The organism is Pseudomonas sp. LBUM1645 (assembly GCF_059716185.1).
The window spans coordinates 3,004,664-3,025,165 of sequence record NZ_CP166811.1; the positions used below are offsets into that span (position 1 = coordinate 3,004,664).

The 20,502-nt window shown below is 58.5% G+C and carries 22 protein-coding genes; 7 read left to right on the forward strand and 15 right to left on the reverse strand.

Going from position 1 to position 20,502, the window contains the following annotated elements; all coding sequences use genetic code 11:
• Positions 1 to 116 precede the first annotated feature (116 nt).
• The 4 genes from ACA079_RS13535 to ACA079_RS13550 form a co-directional block, all read right to left on the reverse strand.
• Positions 117 to 1,541, reverse strand: coding sequence for a GGDEF domain-containing protein (locus tag ACA079_RS13535; RefSeq protein WP_497703890.1), 1,425 nt, complete (start codon positions 1,539 to 1,541; stop codon positions 117 to 119).
• A 194-nt stretch (positions 1,542 to 1,735) separates the two neighbouring features.
• Positions 1,736 to 2,026 carry a hypothetical protein gene (locus ACA079_RS13540; RefSeq protein ID WP_497703891.1) on the reverse strand — a complete coding sequence of 97 codons (291 nt, stop codon included), beginning with the start codon at positions 2,024 to 2,026 and terminating at the stop codon, positions 1,736 to 1,738.
• A 205-nt stretch (positions 2,027 to 2,231) separates the two neighbouring features.
• Positions 2,232 to 3,113 carry a phage antirepressor N-terminal domain-containing protein gene (locus ACA079_RS13545; RefSeq protein WP_497703892.1) on the reverse strand — a complete coding sequence of 294 codons (882 nt, stop codon included), beginning with the start codon at positions 3,111 to 3,113 and terminating at the stop codon, positions 2,232 to 2,234.
• Between the two features lie 186 nt (positions 3,114 to 3,299).
• On the reverse strand, positions 3,300 to 3,785 hold the full coding sequence (locus ACA079_RS13550; protein ID WP_497703893.1) for an adenosine-specific kinase: 486 nt from the start codon (positions 3,783 to 3,785) through the stop codon (positions 3,300 to 3,302).
• A 174-nt stretch (positions 3,786 to 3,959) separates the two neighbouring features.
• On the opposite strand from ACA079_RS13550, the gene ACA079_RS13555 reads away from it, so the two are divergent.
• Entirely contained in the window at positions 3,960 to 4,160 is a 201-nt protein-coding gene (locus ACA079_RS13555) for a YbdD/YjiX family protein (RefSeq protein ID WP_497703894.1), read from the forward strand.
• On the opposite strand, the gene ACA079_RS13560 is transcribed toward ACA079_RS13555, so the two are convergent.
• On the reverse strand, positions 4,157 to 7,645 hold the full coding sequence (locus tag ACA079_RS13560) for a hypothetical protein (protein WP_497703895.1): 3,489 nt from the start codon (positions 7,643 to 7,645) through the stop codon (positions 4,157 to 4,159). The two genes, ACA079_RS13555 and ACA079_RS13560, sit on opposite strands and share 4 nt — an antisense overlap.
• A gap of 126 nt (positions 7,646 to 7,771) precedes the next feature.
• On the opposite strand from ACA079_RS13560, the gene ACA079_RS13565 reads away from it, so the two are divergent.
• Positions 7,772 to 8,704, forward strand: a complete 933-nt coding sequence (locus ACA079_RS13565; protein ID WP_497703896.1) for a GlxA family transcriptional regulator — start codon at positions 7,772 to 7,774, stop codon at positions 8,702 to 8,704.
• A gap of 104 nt (positions 8,705 to 8,808) precedes the next feature.
• Positions 8,809 to 9,783, forward strand: coding sequence for a nitrilase-related carbon-nitrogen hydrolase (locus ACA079_RS13570; RefSeq protein WP_497703897.1), 975 nt, complete (start codon positions 8,809 to 8,811; stop codon positions 9,781 to 9,783).
• A gap of 107 nt (positions 9,784 to 9,890) precedes the next feature.
• On the opposite strand, the gene ACA079_RS13575 is transcribed toward ACA079_RS13570, so the two are convergent.
• The 4 genes from ACA079_RS13575 to ACA079_RS13590 are packed head-to-tail and all read right to left on the reverse strand — an operon-like array spanning position 9,891 to position 12,077.
• A complete protein-coding gene (locus ACA079_RS13575) occupies positions 9,891 to 10,589 on the reverse strand; it encodes a dienelactone hydrolase family protein (protein WP_497703898.1) in 699 nt (232 codons plus the stop codon).
• Positions 10,590 to 10,626: 37 nt separating this feature from the next.
• The gene (locus tag ACA079_RS13580; protein ID WP_497703899.1) at positions 10,627 to 11,250 is read right to left on the reverse strand and encodes a glutathione S-transferase family protein; all 624 of its coding nucleotides are present in this window, start codon (positions 11,248 to 11,250) and stop codon (positions 10,627 to 10,629) included.
• 50 nt (positions 11,251 to 11,300) lie between these two features.
• Entirely contained in the window at positions 11,301 to 11,816 is a 516-nt protein-coding gene (locus ACA079_RS13585; protein WP_497703900.1) for an HvfX family Cu-binding RiPP maturation protein, read from the reverse strand.
• Positions 11,817 to 11,873: 57 nt separating this feature from the next.
• The gene (locus ACA079_RS13590) at positions 11,874 to 12,077 is read right to left on the reverse strand and encodes an HvfA family oxazolone/thioamide-modified RiPP metallophore (protein ID WP_059405530.1); all 204 of its coding nucleotides are present in this window, start codon (positions 12,075 to 12,077) and stop codon (positions 11,874 to 11,876) included.
• Positions 12,078 to 12,444: 367 nt separating this feature from the next.
• Here ACA079_RS13590 and glsB point away from each other — a divergent pair, with 367 nt between their 5' ends.
• Positions 12,445 to 13,353 carry a glutaminase B gene (gene glsB / locus ACA079_RS13595; RefSeq protein WP_497703901.1) on the forward strand — a complete coding sequence of 303 codons (909 nt, stop codon included), beginning with the start codon at positions 12,445 to 12,447 and terminating at the stop codon, positions 13,351 to 13,353.
• Here glsB and ACA079_RS13600 read toward each other — a convergent pair whose 3' ends face one another.
• Positions 13,354 to 14,145 carry an N-acetylmuramidase domain-containing protein gene (locus ACA079_RS13600; protein WP_497703902.1) on the reverse strand — a complete coding sequence of 264 codons (792 nt, stop codon included), beginning with the start codon at positions 14,143 to 14,145 and terminating at the stop codon, positions 13,354 to 13,356.
• 166 nt (positions 14,146 to 14,311) lie between these two features.
• Here ACA079_RS13600 and ACA079_RS13605 point away from each other — a divergent pair, with 166 nt between their 5' ends.
• Positions 14,312 to 15,814, forward strand: coding sequence for an aldehyde dehydrogenase family protein (locus ACA079_RS13605; protein ID WP_497703903.1), 1,503 nt, complete (start codon positions 14,312 to 14,314; stop codon positions 15,812 to 15,814).
• 167 nt (positions 15,815 to 15,981) lie between these two features.
• Positions 15,982 to 16,311 (forward strand): BON domain-containing protein, encoded by a 330-nt coding sequence (locus tag ACA079_RS13610; protein WP_415768685.1) that lies wholly within the window; start codon positions 15,982 to 15,984, stop codon positions 16,309 to 16,311.
• A 73-nt stretch (positions 16,312 to 16,384) separates the two neighbouring features.
• Here ACA079_RS13610 and ACA079_RS13615 read toward each other — a convergent pair whose 3' ends face one another.
• Positions 16,385 to 17,047 carry a carbonic anhydrase gene (locus ACA079_RS13615; protein ID WP_497703904.1) on the reverse strand — a complete coding sequence of 221 codons (663 nt, stop codon included), beginning with the start codon at positions 17,045 to 17,047 and terminating at the stop codon, positions 16,385 to 16,387.
• Positions 17,048 to 17,217: 170 nt separating this feature from the next.
• Positions 17,218 to 17,685: a cyanase gene (cynS, locus tag ACA079_RS13620; RefSeq protein WP_497703905.1), complete on the reverse strand. Its 468-nt coding sequence runs from the start codon at positions 17,683 to 17,685 to the stop codon at positions 17,218 to 17,220.
• A gap of 124 nt (positions 17,686 to 17,809) precedes the next feature.
• On the opposite strand from cynS, the gene cynR reads away from it, so the two are divergent.
• Positions 17,810 to 18,715, forward strand: coding sequence for a transcriptional regulator CynR (gene cynR / locus ACA079_RS13625; RefSeq protein ID WP_497703906.1), 906 nt, complete (start codon positions 17,810 to 17,812; stop codon positions 18,713 to 18,715).
• On the opposite strand, the gene ACA079_RS13630 is transcribed toward cynR, so the two are convergent.
• The 3 genes from ACA079_RS13630 to ACA079_RS13640 all read right to left on the reverse strand — a co-directional run bounded on the left by ACA079_RS13630 (position 18,701) and on the right by ACA079_RS13640 (position 20,481).
• Entirely contained in the window at positions 18,701 to 19,003 is a 303-nt protein-coding gene (locus tag ACA079_RS13630; RefSeq protein WP_497703907.1) for a hypothetical protein, read from the reverse strand. The genes cynR and ACA079_RS13630 overlap by 15 nt on opposite strands.
• Positions 19,004 to 19,127: 124 nt before the next feature.
• Positions 19,128 to 19,457, reverse strand: a complete 330-nt coding sequence (locus tag ACA079_RS13635; RefSeq protein ID WP_415756642.1) for a hypothetical protein — start codon at positions 19,455 to 19,457, stop codon at positions 19,128 to 19,130.
• A 520-nt stretch (positions 19,458 to 19,977) separates the two neighbouring features.
• The gene (locus ACA079_RS13640) at positions 19,978 to 20,481 is read right to left on the reverse strand and encodes a GNAT family N-acetyltransferase (protein WP_497703908.1); all 504 of its coding nucleotides are present in this window, start codon (positions 20,479 to 20,481) and stop codon (positions 19,978 to 19,980) included.
• Positions 20,482 to 20,502: the final 21 nt, after the last annotated feature.

A 20,502-nucleotide genomic window follows, 5' to 3' on the forward strand; every position in this document is an offset into this window, starting at 1 on the left:
GCCTAGTACGGTTATTTTCATTGCGCGCGTTTCTGGGGAGGAATTTATAATCGATCAACACCCCTTGCCTTACGCCCAATGCTGTGGCGCAAAGCCGGGCATCGGTGCCGACGCTTTCACAGCGATTGGAGGCTGGTTTTGATGGTCGTGACCACACGGTTACGGCCTTCGTGTTTAGCGTGATACAGGCGTTGATCGGCTGTACGCAGAATGGCCTCGATAGTGTCGCCGTCGCGGCCGGATTGCGATACGCCGATGCTCACGGTGACCACGGTTAACCGCTGCAGGCCATGAAAGGAATTATTGGCAACGGTGCTTCGCAGACGCTCGGCGATTACGTGTGCGCCTTCAAGTGAAGTCTGAGGTAGCAGAATCATGAATTCTTCCCCTCCCACTCGGGCTACGCCGTCATACGGCCGGATCGAATCGAGGCATTTCTCCACGAAATCCTTCAGGATGTCGTCGCCAACCTGATGCCCGAAGCGATCGTTGATGGACTTGAAATTATCCAGATCGAGTGCCAACACGGAGAACGGCTCACCACCGCGCTTGGTCCGGCCCATTTCGACTTCGAGCCGCTCCATGAACCGACGCCGATTATCAGCGCCAGTCAGTGGATCGGTCGCCGCAAGGTGCCCGAGTTCTTGATTGGTGCGCTGGAGTTCCTGCAAGGCGCTCTCGGTATACGCCATCGCTTCGGCAAGCCGCACCATCAGCTCCTCCTGGCTGTAAATCTTCGAGAACGACCGCGTGGTGAGGAACGCTTGCACGACCCCGTAGCTCAACATGAAGAATCCACCGGCGAAGATCGCATGAGCGAGCCACCACATGTGGTTCCACGGACGTGCAAGGATGAAGGCAAGCGATGACAGCGCGAACGCGGTGACCGAGATGACAAAAATCATCATCAGCGGCGAACGGATACGGCGCAGCAGGAGTATTACCACGGTCAATGTAGAAAGAATGAGGGCACCACCTTCCATCGAGAGGCGCACCGCGATATTGCCGGCGATCGGTGAATTCGCGACGTACGCCACTGCCACGTCAACCAGCAGGAACAGTCCTATCCAGGTCAACCACGGGCGGGCCTTCATTCGTTGGTCCGCGGCATCAGGTGGGCGGTGGTACGACAGCATTCCGACTAACAGCAGAATCGACATGACCAGTCGAGAGGCCGGTCCATAAAGCAGGAAGAGCCAGATATTGTGGTGCGCTTGCCCGGTGAACGCACCATGCAGCGCGTAGATCAGTACAAAACCGAGGAAACCAAGCGTCATCCATCGCAGCAGCGGATCTCCCGATGACTGATAGCAGCGCCACGTTACGTAAGTAACAAACAGGCCCGCCAAGGTAGCTGCCGTGATCGCAATTATATGGAACAGGTGGTGTTCGAAAATAAGAGTGGGGTCTTGAAAGACGTATAAGTAGCCAATCAGATAGGCCGGAACAAATGCAAATCCTGCGAGCAGCAAGTAAGCGTAAACCTTGACCATGAGGCGGACGGCTTCAGGTGGCTCGCCGCTGGCGATGAGATTGCTCATGGTTCCCTCCAAGTTGAAATCTATTTAGCCAACACCGGTCCGGTGTTGGCTCCAAAGCCGCCTGGTTGCCAACGGTCCCACGCATCATTACGCAGATAGGGGATGGACCAACCTATGGCATTTCAATATTAGACTCCTTCGCGATTTCTGCTGCACAAGCAGGTAAAAATGTTCACGCGTATGCAAGGGGCGCGCTAATTGATCTGCACAATGACCGGACCTTCCGTGACGACCGGCGGGTTCGCGTGGATGTGCGAGGCGTTTTTCTGGATCCAGTCGCGAGCGACTTTCATGCTCTCATCGGTGCCTGCCTTGTCCGTGCAAACAGTCACCGACATACCACCATCAGCGAGAGGTAGCAGTGTGTAGCTTGCGAGGCCAGTCACTTTCCGGAGGGCAGCTTCGACGTCAGCCTTTTGCTTTTCCAAGACATCGAAAAGCTGCTTTGCACCCGGACCTGAGTAGGTTCTTATGACCGCATACATAGTCGTCTCCTTAGTGATTTACCGTCTTGATACCCATCCGGATCCGCTGATGGCCGCTGCTGTGTTCAGCTTAGTCAAACGCCGATGACAAGCGAAATGCAACGACCACCGGCAGCTCCTGGCTGTGGATTCAACCGGTCGATGCAACAGATTGGCTAAATCGTTCAGCGGGCGTTTCTGGGTCGTTCGGCTGATGTACATTTAGTCAGGCTGTATTTTGCCTGACTGGATGTTTCTGGCGGGCCTCAAAAACCTCTCGCTCACGGCGAATGGGCCCCTCAAATACCCAGCATTTCAATGAAATATGTTCCATTACGCTGTGTTGAGTAGTGTTGCTCACATAACGAGGCTGCTTGGATTCTTTCATCGCTTGACGTAGTTCGCGTGTGAACTTGACCTGAATGTTGTGTTTTTTGAATAGCTGTGCGAGGTGGGGAAGCTGCAAGTAGATAAAACCCTTCGATGGGGTGCAGTGGTTGTAGCGCACACCCTTGCTGTCCAGGAGCTCTAGCGCACTCCAAAACTCGATCAAAATATCGGCGGGTGCCGGTGTCCGAGTCCCGATGCTGGTCAGGTCGGGGACTGACAATCCTAACTGGTGGGAAGCGAGTGCAAGTTGCTCATGGATCGCAGTGCGGATGGCGTTGTCGCAGGTACGACTCAATTCTTTGAGCAGTGCAACCCGATGGCGTGAGAGGGCTATAAGTTGAGCAACATTGGGCGATTCAGAGCGAGAAGTGCTGCCCTTGGTCCAGTAGTCCCACAACACGTCGTCGCATTCTTCCTGGTAACGAATGATCTTGGCGCGAAATTCGGGTTTTACGTTGTTCGGGCTGATTGAGAAGAGCCAGGCCGGAAGCTTGCGAAGGGGGAGACAGGTCATTCTGTATTGCTTGCCATCACCGCCAGTTGTGGTCATTTCAACCATGGCTGAGTTAAATTTCTCCCCCAGTTTTCGGAACTGCGTATTCCAGTCCAGTCCCATATTTGTGACGATCGGCTTCATAGCTACAAACGGATCAGCCCCCTGACCAACCAGAACTACCGTGTCTTCGTAGAACGAGACAGGCATCAGGCGCTCCTGCATGGCGGTGCTCCTTTTTTGTGGCCCCATGCCCGAATATTCGCCGAGCCAAAGCCTGTAAGAACCCGAATTAGAAAATGCCACCATCATGGCTTCGAATTGTAGACGAAGATTTGTGAAGGTCCGCTCCTGGCCGTGAGTTGACGTCAGCCAACCCTGCTCATTCAGCGCCTGGTTAACGGATCGAGCTCAAAGCTTGTAGCCGATCTGCCGCAACAGGTTCTTGCGCCACAGGATGTCTTCCTCGCCTTCAATGCCGCGGGCACAGAAGCCATCCACGACGCCCAGAATCGCTCGTCCTTGGTCCGTCTCGGCGAGAATCACTTCAGTCGGATTAGCCGTTGCACAAAAAATGCGGCACACCTCTGGAACCATTTTGACGGCGTTCAACACGTTTACGGGATAGAAGCCATCGTCGAGGAAAATGATGAAGCTATGGCCTGCGCCGATGGCTTGGGCATTGCTCCGGGCCAGTTCGATCATGGCGGTATCGGTGCCAGACCAGCGCACCAGGCAGTTACCGGAGGCTTCGCAAAAGGCCACGCCAAAGCGGATACCTGGCACGGCATTGACCAACGCTTCGTGGATGTCCTCGACGGACTTGATGAAGTGGGTCTGACCGAAAATGAAGTTTGTTGCTTCCGGCTTGTCGATTTTCAACGTGATGAGTTGCATCTCAAACGCCTCCTTTCACGATGTCGTTACTCTTCAGCCTAGCGTGAGAACGAGCCGGGTGTTGAGCATCGATGCGCTTGATACTTGAACATACAAAGCGCCCCGGTGCTGACACATTGCAGATACATCAGTGCGCTTTCATGGGCCAATCCCACACGCATAGAGAGATTTGCCATGTACCGCAAACTGCAGCATGTCGCGAAGTTCCTCAGCCAGAGCGCGCGTTTAATGGTCGGCGTGCCCGATTACGATAACTACGTTGCGCAAATGGCGCTCAATCATCCCGGCGAGCCGGTCATGACCTATTCGGCGTTTTTCCGTGAGCGTCAGGAGGCCCGCTTCGGCCGTGGAAAATGTAATACGCGTTGCTGCTAGAACTTCGCATAGTTCAGCGCATCGACAATGGCCGAGCCGCCGATACCGGTCAGCGACAGCAGCAGCGCCCTGATCAACGGGTCGTCGGCGTAGCGTGAGAACGAGCCGGTATTGAACGTCGCAACCCGCTCGCGGATCATCTTGAACTTGGTGTAGCAAGGCGTCGTTTCGGGCGTTTGCAGCAGGTAGGCGTCGAGTCGTTGCAATGCAACCGTACGAGCTTTTTCCGCTGCACGCCGCAGCGACAGCGCGGAGACGAGCAGCACCAGCGCTGTCAGCAGGTACGAAATCATCAGGCCGGGCGGTGTCGGCCAGTTATCGAACAGACTGCTGCGCGATGCCAACAGGATCAACATGACCACCGTCGGTGCATAGATCAGACGGTTGACGGCCGAAGTGCGCTTGGCGATCAACTGCAAATCCACCCACTCGTCGATACACGGATGCTTGAGCATGCCAAAGGTTTTCTTGTGCTCCATCTGCAAGGTGCCAGGCCAGATCGCATGATGCTCGCTGAGATGGCGGATGAATCGCGACAGCAGCAGGTTGGCATCCACGACCCAGAACACCAGCACCTGGAACGTCAGGGTGGGGATCAGCCAGCTCATCATCCACCACATCGATGTGCCGCGAACGGGCATGCCTTCCATGGGCCAGATGACAAACAGCACGCTGGTGACCACGACGTAAACCCACGTGGCGAGCATGGCCCGCAGCATTCGGGCGCCGAAGGAGCCGCAGACGCAGTGCTCACCCCAGAAGCGTGCAATGACGATCATCTTGCGACCGTCCGTGCAAGCGGCCTGTGCCGGTGCGCAGGACTTTGACCATTCTTCGCTGGCGGTCATTAACGGGAAGAAAATCTTCAGCAGGCAATGCCCCAGCTCGTTGCACCAACGACGCAATGTCCAGCCTTTGCCCCGGCGAATCAAGCGCCGGACCTGTCCCCACAACGTCATCTCGTATTTGCGCATGTGCAGGCGCAAATGGTACGTGGCTTCGATCTCGGTCCGATTGATGCGCAGGTTGCGCCAGCCCCATGCCAGTGCCGAGAGGGAGATCAACACGGCCAGCAATCGCAGTGCCACGGTGGGCCAGGCACTGATGCCTTCAAACAGGAACATCGGCTCACCCAGTCCGTTGTCCGTCAGTGTGCTGCGCATCTGGTACGCCAGCATCAGCGCGAGGATGAACATGACAAGAGGGACCACGATGTACCACGCCCGGGAGTCGTATAAGCCAGTGTCCATGCTGGCTGTCGAGTCCTTGGCCATCGCCAGTTGCCTTGCGGTGCGCCGGGTCAGGTTCGACGAGATGATACCCAGCAATATCAGCACGAACGTGAACCAGAGAAACTCCGCATGCCAGAACCGTGTGGCGATGAATGCGCAGGCCGCCGCCACCATAAACAGTGTCATCGGCACGCCGCGAACCCAGGCCAGCCGTGCGTCATGGTCATCTTTCGGGCCCTCTATGCGCCACCAGACGATGAACCCGGCGAGTATCAGCAGGGTGATCGTCAGTGGCCCAGCCCAGAAAAATGATTGGGCTTGCTTGAAGCGCTCGCGAATTGATTTGGAGGGTTCAGGGTAGGGCGGCGGTGAGGGGTCCTGAAGGCAGCGCAGCGCCATCAGGTCGTGCGGACGTACGCCTCGATCGGACTGCGATTGTGTCGGTGCTTCGCAATTAGCGGGGCGTGACGCGGTCAGCCGGCTCGCCAGAGGAATGAAGCCGCTGATCCCCACTTCATAGATGCCCGGCGAGAGCAGCTCCGATTTGGAATAGTCGAACTTCGCGCGCTTGGCGTCGTAGGATTGCGGCGCCAGCGCGGCCAGCACCGAGATGAACACCGCGCTTTGCAGGCTGTCGCGAAACGGCGGCACGTCTTGCTGCAGGGCGCGGGTCAGCGTGAGTCCGTAGGGGGCGGCAAGAATCAGATTGCGCGTGGTTTGCGCCTGGCCCCGTTGCAACATGCGGGCATCGAGGTCGGTGGAAAAGTACAGTTTGTACGGCATCCGACTCTTCAGCGCTTGCAGCACCAGGAGCTTGTCGTAGGCATCGACGCCCAGTACGCCGATGGCACCGATGCCGCTTTCGCCGTTGCGTCGATAGGCCGCGTCCTCATTAGCGATATGGTCGGCGAGGCGCCGCAGGTAGTCGAGCTGGGAGTTGCCGTCGGATTTCTCCAGTGGACTCAGATCAAGTTGGGTCGGGGCTTTATTTTTACCGGGATCGGTACTGGCGGTTTTATCGTTGCTCGCGGATTCTTCCGGAAGTCGCCCGTCCAGGCCGCGTAGATAGCTGAAGCGCAAAATCCACTGATCGACCACATCCCTATGGTTTTTTTCGTCGCTGCCCAGGCGGGCATCCCTGGCAACCTGTGACTTGAAGCTTTCGATCAGGGCGCGGCTGTAGAAACTGTCCCACTCGGAAATCAACGCGATGCGATTGCCGCTGCGACGCAGATCGCGGGTGCATGGTGAGCCGATCCGTCGCAGCTTGCCTTCGCTGCAACGCACACCCGCGGCCGGGTCCACACGGCGCAACTTCAGCTCCTCCAGCATCAGTTGCGTCATGGTGCCGTCGTCGCTGACGGTGCGCAGCAACTTCATGGATTGTCTGTTCGCCAGCGGCGGCGACAGCTTCTGGTAACCGCGATCCAGCGTCTCGTTATCGGCAGTGGCCAGCGGTGAGTAGATTTCGACCTTCGGCGTGGCCTGGCCGATGTCCTGGTCCTGGAACATGTCGCGCAGGACGGTTGAGGTAGAAGGGCCGATGACCTTCAGGACAGCCGTGTCGGGTGGCTCGGAACACGGTTTCGGAGCGCATGCCGCAGCAATTTTATTTTTCAGGGTGTCGCGTAACGTTTCGAGCAACTGCAGCGGCGTTGAGCCGAGCGCATCCTGTTTGAACCAGAACACGATCGTTCGATCAGGCGGTGGTGGCGACCCTTCAAGTGCCGTCGGCGGATCGAAGGGGCTGGAGACGAATATTTCATAGGGCGCGTCGACGAAAGCGGTTTTCTGCGGGGTATCCAGCGACAGGTTGGCTACGAGTCTCAAACAATGGATGTACTGCTCTTGATCCGGCACTCGGTGGGAATTCTTGAACCCTGCCAGCAGCGCATAACGAATGCGCCGGCGCCGTTCGACTTCGTCGGCGTAAGGGCCGCCTTCGACCAGCGCCACCATGATGTCGGGCGCCGGTTTGTCTCCGGACAGGGGAGAAAGATCCGGGCTGCAAACATGCTCCGCATCCGGGTTCTTGCTGTCCGTGAGCTTCTTGCGATAACGCTCGACTGCATCGAAAGGGTCTTGCCATAACCGGGCTTCGATGGGCAGTTGTGCCTGGAACTGCGCGCCGATCGGCCGCGGTTCAAGGAACGGTTCGCGGTTGAGGGCGAACATCGATACCACCAGACTCAGGATGACCGCACTGCCTGGCAGCCAGAAGGCCAGATTAGTGCCTGAATCCTTATTGTCCATGGCCTGTGCCTCTTGTTTTCGGCCAACTGATTACAGTTATTTATAGACCCAATAAGAGGGTTTAGCGCAAAGTCAGTGGCGGTAAAATCAGTCATGCCACCTTTAAGGTCAAAAGAAGCAGTCGCCATGCACACAATCGGACTCATCGTTTACCCCGGGTTTCAGGTGTTGGGCCTGGCCATGTGCGCCACGTTCGAGTTGGCCAACATGGCCACCGACGAACCGGCGTACAACATTGCCTTGCTGTCCGAGCGCGGCGGTACGGTGCAGACCTCCGCCGGGTTTGGCGTGGAAACCTCGGCGTTCGACCAGCGCTCGTTCGACACGTTGCTGGTGCTGGGCGACAACCTGATCCGTCCGGTATCACCGGGCATGGTGGCGTTTTTACGCAACGCCAGCCGGACCACCCGGCGTCTGGGCTCGATCTGCACCGGCGCCATTGCGCTGGCCGAGGCCGGTTTGCTCGATGGCCGCCGCGCGACCACTCACTGGTGCCATGCCCCGGCGCTGCAGAAGGCGTACCCGAAGGTGAAGGTCGAGGAAGACCGGATCTTCATCAACGACGGCAACATCTGGACGGCTGCGGGCATGAGTGCTTGTGTCGATCTGGCACTGGCCCTGGTTGAAAGCGACCTGGGCGCGGAAGTGGCGCGGCGGGTGGCTCGGCAATTGGTGGTGTACCACCGACGCGCGGGAGGGCAGTCGCAGTTTTCGGTGATGCTCGAACTGGAGCCCAAGACCGATCGCATCCAGGCCGCGTTGGCCTATGCCAAGCAGAACCTGAAGTCCGCGCTGTCGGTCGAGGAACTGGCCAGTGCCGCCAACCTCAGCCCTCGGCAGTTCAGCCGCGTGTTCCATGCCGAAACCGGGCAGTCACCGGCTAAAGCCATCGAAAACCTGCGGGTGGAAGCGGCGCGACTGATGATGGAAACCGGTCGGCACCCCATCGACGTGGTGGCAACCGATACCGGTTTTGGCGATCGCGAGCGCATGCGTCGGGCGTTTATCCGTGCTTTTGGCCAACCACCGCAGGTCATCCAACGCGCCAATCGCGGGTGATGCTCAACGCGTCCTAAAAGGTGGTGTATTCGACATTTCGGTCTAAATATTATTGGCGTAATTTTGATCTCGTTGAAGTCCACTCCCTCAATGAGATCACCGCCATGACCCTCGTAAAAGCCGCCGCCGTACAAATCAGCCCCGTTCTTTACAGCCGTGAAGGCACCGTCGACAAAGTGGTGCAGAAGATTCTCGAGCTCGGCGAGCAGGGCGTGCAGTTCGCCGTGTTCCCGGAAACCATCGTGCCTTACTACCCGTACTTCTCGTTCGTTCAGTCGCCTTTCGAAATGGCGGCTGAACACCTCAAACTGCTGGATCAGGCCGTCACTGTCCCTTCGGCGGCCACCGAGGCCATCGGCGCCGCCGCCAGACAGGCGGGAATGGTGGTCTCCATCGGCGTCAATGAACGCGACGGCGGAACGCTGTACAACACGCAGTTGTTGTTCGATGCCGACGGCACCCTGATTCAGCATCGCCGCAAGATTTCCCCGACCTATCACGAACGCATGATCTGGGGCATGGGCGACGGCTCCGGCCTGCGCGCCACCGACAGCGCGGTAGGGCGCATCGGCCAATTGGCGTGCTGGGAACATTACAACCCGCTGGCCCGTTATGCCTTGATGGCCGATGGCGAACAGATCCATGCGTCGATGTACCCGGGGTCGTTTGCCGGGCCGCTGTTCACCTCGCAAATGGAAGTCAGCATCCGCCAGCATGCGCTGGAGGCGGCGTGCTTCGTGGTCAACTCCACAGCCTGGCTGAACCCTGAACAACAGGCGCAAATCATGGCCGACACCAGTTGCCCCATCGGGCCGATTTCCGGTGGTTGCTTCACCGCCATCATTAGCCCGGACGGTTCGGTGCTGGGCTCGCTGACTGAAGGCGAAGGTGAGGTGATCGTCGACCTCGACATGGGCCTGATCGACAAACGCAAACGCATGATGGATTCGCGCGGTCACTACAGCCGTCCGGAACTGTTGAGCTTGCTGATCGACCGTACACCGACAGCCCATGTGCATGAGCGCAGTGTTCATCCGAAGTTGATGGTGAACGAGGTGGTGGAGGAAACCAGTCGTTAAGCGGCTGAGACCGTGTCGACCCCATCGCGGGCAAGCCACGCTCCCACAGGGGAAATGCATTCCAATGTGGGAGCGTGGCTTGCCCGCGATGAGGCCATTACAGGCCCTTACAGTTCCTGCCCTAAAAAGATCAACGTATTGCCATGGGCCTCAGCCGCTGCGCGTTGGTTGTAGCTGTCGCGATGCGAGCAGTTGAAGCCATGTTCGGCCTCCGGGTACACGACAATTTCGACGTTATCGTTGTTCTCGAAACGTTCGGCGATTTTCTCCACGGCTTCCAGTGGGATGTGGCTGTCCTGTTCACCGAAGTGCATCAGCAGCGGCACTTCGATTTCATCGGCCCGGTCCAGCTGATTCTGGATTCCGCCGCCGTAATAGGCGATGGCCACGTCCACCAGCCCATTGGCGGCGGTGTGGTACGAGAGCAAACCACCGAAGCAGTAACCAATCGAGGCGATCCCGCCGTCCAGGCCCCGCTGGGCTTTCAAGGCGTCAATGGCCAGTTCGATGTCGGTCTGTGCCTTGCCGACGTCGGTGGCGTTCATCAACTCGACGGCGCGTTTCCAGCCGGCCTCGTCGTAGGTCAGTTCAATGCGGTGGCCGCTGCGCCAGAACAGGTCCGGTGCAATCACCAGGTAACCGTCGGCAGCGTATTGGTCGGCGACCGAGCGGATGTGTTCATTCACGCCGAAAATTTCCTGGATCAGCACGATCCCCGGGCCTTTGCGGGTGTGCGGAATCGCCAGGTAAGCGCCAAATTTACCGTCGGCGCTGTCGATCTCGATCCATTGGGTGGTCACGCTCATGGTGGCTCCTGTCTACACAAGTGAGTTGGGTTGAAGCTTATTTCGGCTGCGTGGCCTTGAAGCTTGGCAGAGACTGCATACGTTTCCACCATCCGTCGAAACCGTCCACGGAAAACACCTGCGGTGCATCCGGGGTCATGGCGATGTAGGCGCAGCCCGGCGCCAGGTAAAAGTCGCCGATGCTGGGTTCAAGACCTGCGATATAGGGATCGGTGCCTTTTATTTTCATCAGCTCGCGCAGCACCCGCTTCGAGTTCTCGATGCCTTTGCGGCGCGAATCTTCATTCTGTCCTCCAATGAAGTCAGGAAAAAGATGGTAGCCGAACACTTGCACAAGGTTGCCATAGCCATAGGAATCGTAAATGCCCTGGGCCATGTGGGTGCGAGCGCGGTCGTGGGCGTTATCAGGGGTGATGGACGGGCCTGGCAGGACTTCGTCCAGGTAGGCCACGATCGCGCCGGTTTCGATCACCCGGAACCCGTCATGGTCGATGACGGGCACCTTGCCGAAAGGGTGACGCACCAAGTGCTCTGGCAGGTGCGGCTCGCCTTTGATCACGTTGATCTGCACCTGGTCGAAGTCCGCGTCTTTTTCCACCAGCAGCATCTTCACGGTGCGCACATAAGTACTGCCGTCAAAACCATAGAGGGTGAGGCTCATGACGTTTGCTCCACTATTGAACCGAGGGACGTTATCGAGTCCCTGGCGTTTTAGCGGTTATCGCGACGCCAGAAGACCCGAGCCAACAGCGCATCGAGGCTGAGCTTGCCGGCACCCGAGAGCAACAGCGGCATAAACGCCGCGAGGTAGATCAGTGGCAGTTTGAAATTGCCATGACCCTTGTTGCTGATGGCGTAACCCTGGGCAAGCTCACTCAATGTAGACCAATCAGCCGGCCAGTGAACGGCAGCGGTCGCGACGACCGTGACCACGATCAAAATGATTGCCGAGACCCGCGTTCCCAGGCCGACCAGAATGGCCAGGGCGCAGATCAGTTCGGCCCACATCGACAGTTCCCAGTTCAGCGTGGCCGGCACGTGGTTGAAGGGGAACGGGAAGCTGTCCTGAATATCGGCGAACCAGTTTTCGCCATTGAATTTTTCCAGGCCTGATTCGAAGAACTCCCAGGCGAGGAACACCCGCAGGGTCAGCGGCGCGATCCAGCTACCGGCACGGTCGAGGTTCAGGTGCAGGCCTTTCACGGCCGATGAGAGTGAGGTGGTCATGGGCTTGATCTCCGTTCAGTCAGGGGAGTGGGGCAGCGGCTTGCCCCACGCAAAGGGTTACTCGCCGGCGCCGCACTTGCCTTCGCCACATTTACCTTCCGCCGGTTTTTCTGCCGTGTCGGCCTGGACCTGGCTGTAGCCGTGGGCCAGTTGTTTCATGCTGAATGCTTCGGATTCGGAGGCTGAAGCCACGTTGGACAGGGCCAGGCCGCCAGCGATGATCAGGCCGAGGGTCAAGGAAGAAGTCGAGAGCTTGAACATGGTGATACTCCGTAGCATTGAGTGAGTTGAGCGCTTTGATCGGCTTGGCCAATCGACAGTCACAGTTCATCAAGCGGGTGTATCTGCGATGTGTCTTTGGCGTGAGGTTTTAGGGGCGGGGTGTGTCGGGAAGGGCGCTGTACACACTCCGATACACAGCCAACACAAAACCAATTGTGGGAGCGAGCTTGCTCGCGATAGCGGTGTGTCAGACACATCTATGTCGACTGTTGGTCCGCTATCGCGAGCAAGCTCGCTCCCACAGGGTGCTGTGGTGTATCGGTATAAAACTGTGATCCGGCCCCGCCCCGTGGCGTCTAGCGTCTGTGTCCCCGCAATCCCATGGGGCGTGACTTCGGAACCCGGCATGCAAGCGCTGTTGAACGAGATCCTTGACGCAGTACGTCCCCTGATCGGCCAGGGCAAGGTGGCTGACTACATTCCTGCCCTCGGTACGGTGCCGGCCGATCAACTGGGCATCGCGGTGTACGGCAATGACGGCGAACTGTATTGCGCCGGCGATGCCCATACGTTGTTCTCGGTGCAGAGTATTTCCAAGGTGTTCAGCCTGGTGCAGGCCATCGGACACTCCGGTGAAGAAATTTGGAAGCGCCTGGGTCACGAGCCTTCCGGTCAGCCGTTCAATTCGCTGGTGCAACTGGAGTTCGAGCGCGGACGCCCGCGTAATCCCTTCATCAACGCCGGTGCGCTGGTGATCTGCGACATCAACCAGTCACGCTTTGCCGCGCCGGCCCTGTCCATGCGCGATTTTGTCCGTCGGCTGTCCGGCAACCCGCAAGTCATGGTGGACGGCAAGGTCGCCGAGTCCGAATACCAGCATCGCGCGCGCAACGCTGCGATGGCCTATCTGATGCAGTCTTTCGGCAATTTCCACAACGACGTCGAAGCGGTACTGCGCAGTTACTTCAGCCATTGCGCGCTGCGCATGAGCTGTGTGGATCTGGCGCGGGCGTTCTGTTTTCTGGCCAACGACGGTTTCTGCAAACACAGCGGCGAACAGATCCTCACCGCCCGCCAGACCCAGCAAGTCAACTCGATCATGGCCACCAGCGGCCTCTACGATGAAGCCGGCAACTTTGCCTATCGCGTCGGTTTACCCGGCAAGAGCGGCGTGGGCGGGGGGATTGTTGCGGTGGTGCCGGGGCAGTTCACGGTGTGCGTCTGGTCACCGGAGTTGAACACCGCCGGCAACTCCCTCGCGGGCATGGCCGCGCTGGAGTTCCTGAGTCAGCGGATTGGCTGGTCGGTGTTCTAGTCAGCGCGGCAATGCTTCGACCCGGTTGCGCAAACACGCCAGCGTTTCATCGTCCAGCACCGTGGTGATATCCAGCTGCTCTCTTGCCTGAAAGAGATTCATCGCATCCCGGGTCTGTTTGCCGACGATGCCGTCGACAGGGCCGGGATGCCAGCCCAGGTACGTCAAGTAGGTTTGCGCCATACGGATTCTCAGGTCCGGCGTGCCACCATAGGAGAACTTCTGATACGCCGCGCTGAGCCTCACGTCGTAGTTATTGATTGCGTAGTTGGGGCCGTTGTAGCGGCGTGCAAAGTTGGCCCAGTCCTTGGCCCGTAATGCCGCGACTGACCCGCCTTCGATCAGCGTGCCAACGGTGCACAGCAGTTGTTGGTTTTCGGACTCGACCATTCGCCTGATCATCGTCTCGACATCCGCCGAACGGGTCTGCGCAAAATTGAATCCCATGATCTGCCCCAGCCCCCACGATGTACTTTGCAAGGCAGCGTTCCTGTTCAGGCCGACGGCCAGGTTCAGACGGTCATATTGATGCGCCCCCGTTGCACCATAGTTGCCGGGGGTTTTGCTGCTGATATCCGGGTGTTGCGCGTCAAACTTCTGGTGGGTCAGCCGACTGAATACGTGGCGCTCGTAAAGGATTTTCGGACGGCGATCGGGATAGAACCCGTTGCCGGAGGTTTCTACTGCCAAAACAGCCCAGAGTTGCGCGGCACTGACTTTGGCAAGGTCCAGCGCCTGCGCCAGACCTTCATCGTCAAGGGCCGCTCCATGGCTTGTGAATTCATCGCTCATGACGGCCTCCTTGGAAAACAGGAAACGCTGATGTACCTCTTTCAGCGTAGGAGGGCCGGGTGCAGGGCTGCCGGGTTTTCGATCACCGGTCAGGCGTGCGGTTAATGACGCCCCAGGGATTTTCCTATACATTTTCCGGCCGCCCATTGCATGGTGAAACCGCTTCATGTCTCTTGCGCTCGAACGTCTAGTCGCTGGCACGCCTATCCCTTTCGCCGGGAATCGTGTCTCTGTGGTCAGCCCCGAATTGGCCGCGCGTTTTCAGCCCGGGGACCATTTGCTGGTGGAGCAGGTCAGCGGCGAATTGTTGCTGATTCCGGTGGCTGACCAGCAAGCGGCGACCATCGCAATCGAGCGTGCCGAAGCGGCGTTCAGCGCAATGTCCGCGGTCTCCGATCAAGCCATCAGCGAGTTCTTTGATCGCTTCGCCCAACGCCTGGAAAACCCTGACTGCTGGGCCTTGATCGAAGCCGCCAACCTGGCCGACATCGAGCGGGCCAAGGCCCGTGGGCGTTCCACCACGCGGCTTCTGGCGGATGAACGCATGCGCCGCGACATGATCGCCGGCCTCAGGGCCTGGCGTGATGCGTCGGCCACGCGCGGCAAAGTGGTCAGTTGCATCGAGCATGACGGCTGGAAAGTCGAGCAAGTGGTCTCGCCGCTGGGCATCGTCGCGTTCGTCTTCGAAGGCCGGCCGAATGTCTTCGCCGACGCCGCCGGTGTGTTGCGCACGGGTAACACGGCGGTGCTGCGCATTGGCAGCGATGCGTTGGGCACGGCGCAAGCCATCGTCACCCACGCGTTGAATCCGGCACTGAGCGACGCCGGGTTGCCGACCGGCGCGGTGTCGCTGGTGGAAAGCGTCAATCACGCCGCCGGTTGGGCGATGTTCGCCGACCGGCGCCTGTCGCTGGCGGTGGCCCGTGGTTCAGGTCGTGCGGTCAGTCAACTGGGCAGCATCGCCCAACAGGCCGGCACCGCCGTCAGCCTGCATGGCACCGGTGGTGCCTGGCTGATCGCCGACAAGGACGCCGATGCCCAGCGCTTTGCCGCGGTAGTGCGCAATTCGCTGGATCGCAAAGTCTGCAACACGATGAACGTCTGCCTGATTCACCGTGAGCGTGTCGCAGAACTGCTGCCGCTGTTCCTCGACGCGCTGCAACAAGCCGGCACCGCACGCGGGCAGGGCTGCAAATTGCACATCGTCGAAGGCAGCGAGCCGTACCTGCCGACCGATTGGCAGACCGCCAGCGTTGAGGTGTACCGCGCCGAAGGCTATCAAACCGAAGCCCTGGCCGAACCGCTGCCCGAGGACCAGTTGGGCCGCGAGTGGGAATGGGAAGAAACCCCGGAAGTCAGCCTGAAGATCGTCGATGACCTGGACAGCGCCATCGCGTTGTTCAATCGCTATAGCCCGCAGTTCACCGTGTCGTTGATCAGTGAAGATGCCGAGGCTCAGGAACGCTTCTACAACGCGGTAAACGCACCCTTTGTCGGTAACGGGATTACCCGTTGGGTCGACGGACAGTACGCGCTGAACAAGCCGGAACTGGGGCTTTCGAACTGGGAGAGCGGTCGCCTGTTTGCTCGCAGCGCGATTCTCTCGGGAGATGGGGTGTTCACGATCCGCAGTCGCATGACCCAGACGGATCTGTCGGTCAAACGCTGATCCAGCACCACGACCCCAATCAACGGCCGCACTATACTTAATGTGCGTCCGTATGGGCGTGGCGAGCACTCCAAAACGAATCAGATGTCCATAACGCTCGCCTGAGCGTCAAGGCTGCACAGCCAATGGACGGGCAGTGCATCTGATGACGGAGAGAGGGTCACACCATGAAACTTCATTCCTTCCAACAATACTCTCATGATCTGGAAAGGGGCGTTCACGACACGTGGATTACCGCGAGGGTGAAGTCAGCCCTCGCGATGGCCGAACCCAGTCTTGGCCTGCAAATCCATGTCAAAACCCACGGGGGCACGGTGGCATTGAGCGGCCGCGTCAACACCCATAAACAGTGTGAGCAGGCTGTTGCTCTGACTCGTTCGGTTCAGGGGGTCGTCGATGTCGATGCCAGAGACTTGCTGACTCACGTGTTCACCCCAGGCAGTATTCCAGAACCACCCAACGCTGAAGAGAGCCCTGAGAATCGGGACGATAAATAACCTTGTCGATCGTGTTAGTGCGGCGCTCCCGTGAGCCGGGAGCGCTGCATCGATCGTCTCGCGGCGAGTCGATTCAGGCTGCTGCTTCTAGGGATCTCGCTTGAAGGGCACAGGTGTCCGGGTACTCGGCGAGCGCCACGAAACGGTGGCTGTTGGCATCCAGTGCGTCGACCGAACCGGTCTCGATGTCGTAAACCCAACCATGCAAATTCAACAGGCCTTTCTCCTGAGCCAGGCGCACGCTCGGGTGTGTCTGAATATTGGCCAATTGCGCGATGACATTCTCCCGAACCATTGAACTCACCTTCGCCGCTTCATTGGCGTGAGGGCGGGACTCGTTGATGACTTTCGCTGACTCGGCGTGTTGCAACCAGCCGCTGACGGCGGGCAGGTGGTCCATGCAGGTGCACTTGGCGACGGCGGTCATGGCGCCGCAGTCCGAGTGCCCGCAGATCACAATATCGGTGACGCCGAGCACTGCGACCGCATATTCGACCGTGGCCGACACACCGCCGGGATGGGGGCTGTAGGAGGGCACGATGTTGCCGGCATTGCGGATCACAAACAGTTCACCGGGTTCTTGTTGGGTGAGCAATTCTGGCACTACACGGCTGTCGGAGCAGGTGATGAACAGCGTGCCTGGATGCTGGGTGGTGGCCAGGTGTTTGAACAGGTCGGTCCGTTGCGGAAAGGCGTCTTTCTGAAACTTCAAAAAACCTTCGATGAGCGCTTTCATGGCGACTTCCTCATGGGTGTATCGGATGTTCTGAGTAGCAGCTGCCGAGCCCGCGAGGCTGCGTTCGGCTGCGCAGCAGTCGCCTGGGTCGGCGAGGACTTCGTCCTCGAACGCAGCCTCGCAGGCTCGGCAGCTGCTACGGATTTAGCGTGGCGCGGGCCGGCATCCGCTTAGAAAGGACGCAGTGGCAGGAACTTGCCATCGAGCGTGATCACCGCGCGGGAGCCGCCTTCCGGGTCTTCGACTTTCTTCATGTCGAGCTTGAAGTTGATCGCACTGATGATGCCGTCGCCGAATTGTTCATGAACCAGGGCTTTCAAGGTGGTGCCGTAAATCTGGATCATTTCGTAGAAGCGGTAGATGGTCGGGTCGGTCGGGACACCCGAGAGGCTGCCGCGCAACGGGATGATCTGCAGGCGGGCCACGGTGTCGGCGTCCAGGTCCAGTTTCTCGCCAATCACTTTGGCGGCGCTTTCCGGCAGCGGATGCTGACCGAGCAGGGCGGCAGTGACGTAAGCCAGACCGAGGCCGGTGCCGTCGGTCAGGTCCTGCCAGGACAGGTTTTTGCGCGCTTTTACGTCGAGGATCGACGTGGTCAGGGCCAGGCTTGGGTCGTTGTAAGCGTGGGACTGTTGCATGGTGTTTCTCCTGTCGGGAGTGATGTTGCTTGGGTGTGGAGCAATCTTCTGCCGATCGATCCATAGCGTCCAAGACCGATATACAATGCAGCGCATAAGCACAGCCTATAGATGGTGATTCCCCATGCTGCTCCGACATTTGCGCTATTTGCTGGCGGTCGCCGACCACGGCGGTTTCACCCGCGCCGCCGAGGCGCTTCACGTCTCGCAGCCGACCCTGTCCCAACAGATCCGGCAACTGGAAGAAACCCTGGGTGTCAGCCTGTTCGACCGAACCTCGCGCACGGTCAAACCCACCGATGCGGGCGAGGCCTACATCGAATGTGCTCGTCGGGTGCTGGTGGAACTGGAGGCGGGCAAACGTGCGCTGCATGACGTGAAGGACTTGTCCCGCGGCACCTTGCGGCTGGCCATGACCCCAACGTTCATGGCGTACCTGGTGGGGCCGCTGGTGCGTGATTACGTGGCGCGGTATCCGAACATCCGTCTGCAGATTTTCGAGCTGTCGATGGATGACATCGAGGCCGGGCTGGTGGATGACTCACTGGACATCGCCATCGCGTTTACCCAGGTCAGAAATGCCGACATCGAGTCGATCCCGGCGTTTACCGAGACCTTGGGTGTCATGGTGGGACGCGATCACCCGTTATACGAAAGCCAGGTCGGGTTGTCCGCGCAAGAGGTCGCGCAGCTGGAGTTTGCGCTGCTGGCCCCGGACTTCGTTACCCGCACCCGTATCGATGAGTACTTTGCCCAGGAGCAAATCACGCCGAAGGTGGTAATCGAGGTCAACTCGGTGAGCACCTTGCTGGAAGTCATTCGGCACACGGCCGTCGCCACCATCCTTCCGGAGCCCATTGCCACCGAGGACCGCGCGTTGCGCAAAATCCCGTTGTTGGGGGAGTCGCCCAAACGAGGGGCCGCGCTGCTTCGACGCAAAAACAACTATCACAGTGCCGCGTCGGTGGCTTTTATGGAGCTGGTGTTGGGTGCGGCTGCAGGTGAGTCGACGGCATCAGTCTTCTATTAATTGGCACACACCATTGGGCGCCTTGCCCGTGGAGGACACCGTGACCGAGTCGTCATCGGAGAGGAGGATCGAGATGACGACGCCCGAACCCTTGGCTTCGAATCGGCGATCGTCAATGGCTTTGGTCTCGGCTTCCTTGCTGTTGATCAACACCGGTCCGTCCTGATCCGCGTGGACGATGATTTTGCCGGGGCAGTCCGCATCGAACAACGGAACGCCGATGATGCTGTTTGCATGGGCAGCACTGGCCATTACGAGCAACAGCAAGCCTGTCAGTTGTATGTTCATCACAAACCTCCAATGATCCAGTGCACACGATTAACCATAGCGTTGTTTGGTGCGCACGAGACAAACAAAAAGGCCCCGCTCGATATGACGAGCGGGGCCTTTTTATGGATGGTGTGTGGAGGTATCAGTAGAACCGGTCAATCACCCGAACTTCGTTCTGGTTCTGCATCGAGGCCCATGCCTGTTTCAGCGTTTGCAGAACATTACCGATGAAGTCCTTGTCAGCCGCGGCTTTCTTGCCGACATAGCCTTGGCCGCGACGGTACATCTTCAGTCGGGCGAGCAGGTTCTGGTTGTTCTTGTCGAACTCCGCTTCATCTGCGTGCGTCGACAGGCAGTCGATATGCACCTGGCCCGACTTGCTGATCCAAAGAATATGGCTGTCATGGCTGTCTTTTTGTGCAGCGAACAGATGAGCCAGTTCATCGATAGTGGGTTGATTGTTCAGATTCATAGTAAGCCCCTTGACCATTTGGTGATCTTTCAAAGTTGATTCGCTAATACAGGTAGCCCATCGGTTAGTTGATCCCTGGCACCGAAACCAGGACGTCAGCGGTCGGCCGCCAAAATGACGGGGTCCCGCGTCTGTTGCATGTAGTCGTGTTGAATAACTGCTACGCAATAGCGTCACAACGAGGAGAAGCAGCGAAAACCTTCTGGCTACTGCCGACATTTTCAGGGTCGGCCACAAGCTTCATGAGGATTGATCGCCAGCGCTTCTCGTCTTTGTACTGGACGTTCAGGCCAGGTCAGCTTCTTCAATCTGCCTTGTGGGCAGCGTGTATCCGGGAAAAACAGCTCGGCGGTCAGACGAGCTTGCTCAAACGTGTTGCCTGTTCTCCCGATCGGGGAGACGTCTGCATCATGCAAGGGCAAATCGGAGGCGTCAACGGTTTTGTAGTGATTATTTTTGGTCACTACATATTGTCGGACAAAGTCGTTTGGAATTAAAAATCGAAATGGGAAAGCGCCAGTCAGGACGATGGCAGCGATGTCTGGAATCGGTAAACGGTGCAGGGATAACCGTCTACGGGCAGCTGATGCAGGGTGAACTCGCCATGAGTGAGATCAGCCAAGACCCGGGCCCAGAACCGCCGCGCAGGCTGATTCACGTCGAGGTGGAAAATTTGCCATTGACCGGGGAACCGGCTCAAGAGGGTGGAAACGACAAACTTCGCGACGCCTTGGCCACGAAAGCGTCGACTGACAAAGAAGTAGCCGATGTTGTACTCGGCGCCGTGAGTATGGGTTTCATCATCCACAGTCACGAAGCCGGCCAATTCTCCATCGACCTTGATCAGAAACGGCCTGGTTGCGGGTTTTCGCCAGTAACCCGGTTTGGGCTGGGCGTTGAAGAAGCCATGCTCACCGAACTTCAGCGGCAGCCACTCGCTGAAGTCATACATGTAGAACTGCATCAGGTTTTCAATCGTTTCCAGTTCGTCGCGCTGGGCGGCGTGCAGTTCTATCAAGGGCATGCTCGTAGGCTCCTGAGGCGC

Bases quoted from the DNA above. Each gene is read 5' to 3' on its own strand.
- ACA079_RS13540 (WP_497703891.1), bottom strand. From the start codon at position 2,026: ATGTATGCGGTCATAAGAACCTACTCAGGTCCGGGTGCAAAGCAGCTT.
- ACA079_RS13605 (WP_497703903.1), top strand. From the start codon at position 14,312: ATGTCTCTTGCGCTCGAACGTCTAGTCGCTGGCACGCCTATCCCTTTC.
- ACA079_RS13545 (WP_497703892.1), bottom strand. From the start codon at position 3,113: ATGCAGGAGCGCCTGATGCCTGTCTCGTTCTACGAAGACACGGTAGTT.
- ACA079_RS13585 (WP_497703900.1), bottom strand. From the start codon at position 11,816: ATGACCACCTCACTCTCATCGGCCGTGAAAGGCCTGCACCTGAACCTC.
- ACA079_RS13555 (WP_497703894.1), top strand. From the start codon at position 3,960: ATGTACCGCAAACTGCAGCATGTCGCGAAGTTCCTCAGCCAGAGCGCG.
- cynS (WP_497703905.1), bottom strand. From the start codon at position 17,685: ATGCAACAGTCCCACGCTTACAACGACCCAAGCCTGGCCCTGACCACG.
- ACA079_RS13575 (WP_497703898.1), bottom strand. From the start codon at position 10,589: ATGAGCGTGACCACCCAATGGATCGAGATCGACAGCGCCGACGGTAAA.
- ACA079_RS13640 (WP_497703908.1), bottom strand. From the start codon at position 20,481: ATGCCCTTGATAGAACTGCACGCCGCCCAGCGCGACGAACTGGAAACG.
- ACA079_RS13635 (WP_415756642.1), bottom strand. From the start codon at position 19,457: ATGAATCTGAACAATCAACCCACTATCGATGAACTGGCTCATCTGTTC.
- ACA079_RS13600 (WP_497703902.1), bottom strand. From the start codon at position 14,145: ATGAGCGATGAATTCACAAGCCATGGAGCGGCCCTTGACGATGAAGGT.
- ACA079_RS13630 (WP_497703907.1), bottom strand. From the start codon at position 19,003: ATGAACATACAACTGACAGGCTTGCTGTTGCTCGTAATGGCCAGTGCT.
- ACA079_RS13565 (WP_497703896.1), top strand. From the start codon at position 7,772: ATGCACACAATCGGACTCATCGTTTACCCCGGGTTTCAGGTGTTGGGC.
- ACA079_RS13580 (WP_497703899.1), bottom strand. From the start codon at position 11,250: ATGAGCCTCACCCTCTATGGTTTTGACGGCAGTACTTATGTGCGCACC.
- ACA079_RS13560 (WP_497703895.1), bottom strand. From the start codon at position 7,645: ATGGACAATAAGGATTCAGGCACTAATCTGGCCTTCTGGCTGCCAGGC.
- ACA079_RS13610 (WP_415768685.1), top strand. From the start codon at position 15,982: ATGAAACTTCATTCCTTCCAACAATACTCTCATGATCTGGAAAGGGGC.
- ACA079_RS13615 (WP_497703904.1), bottom strand. From the start codon at position 17,047: ATGAAAGCGCTCATCGAAGGTTTTTTGAAGTTTCAGAAAGACGCCTTT.
- ACA079_RS13550 (WP_497703893.1), bottom strand. From the start codon at position 3,785: ATGCAACTCATCACGTTGAAAATCGACAAGCCGGAAGCAACAAACTTC.
- ACA079_RS13570 (WP_497703897.1), top strand. From the start codon at position 8,809: ATGACCCTCGTAAAAGCCGCCGCCGTACAAATCAGCCCCGTTCTTTAC.
- ACA079_RS13590 (WP_059405530.1), bottom strand. From the start codon at position 12,077: ATGTTCAAGCTCTCGACTTCTTCCTTGACCCTCGGCCTGATCATCGCT.
- glsB (WP_497703901.1), top strand. From the start codon at position 12,445: ATGCAAGCGCTGTTGAACGAGATCCTTGACGCAGTACGTCCCCTGATC.
- ACA079_RS13535 (WP_497703890.1), bottom strand. From the start codon at position 1,541: ATGAGCAATCTCATCGCCAGCGGCGAGCCACCTGAAGCCGTCCGCCTC.
- cynR (WP_497703906.1), top strand. From the start codon at position 17,810: ATGCTGCTCCGACATTTGCGCTATTTGCTGGCGGTCGCCGACCACGGC.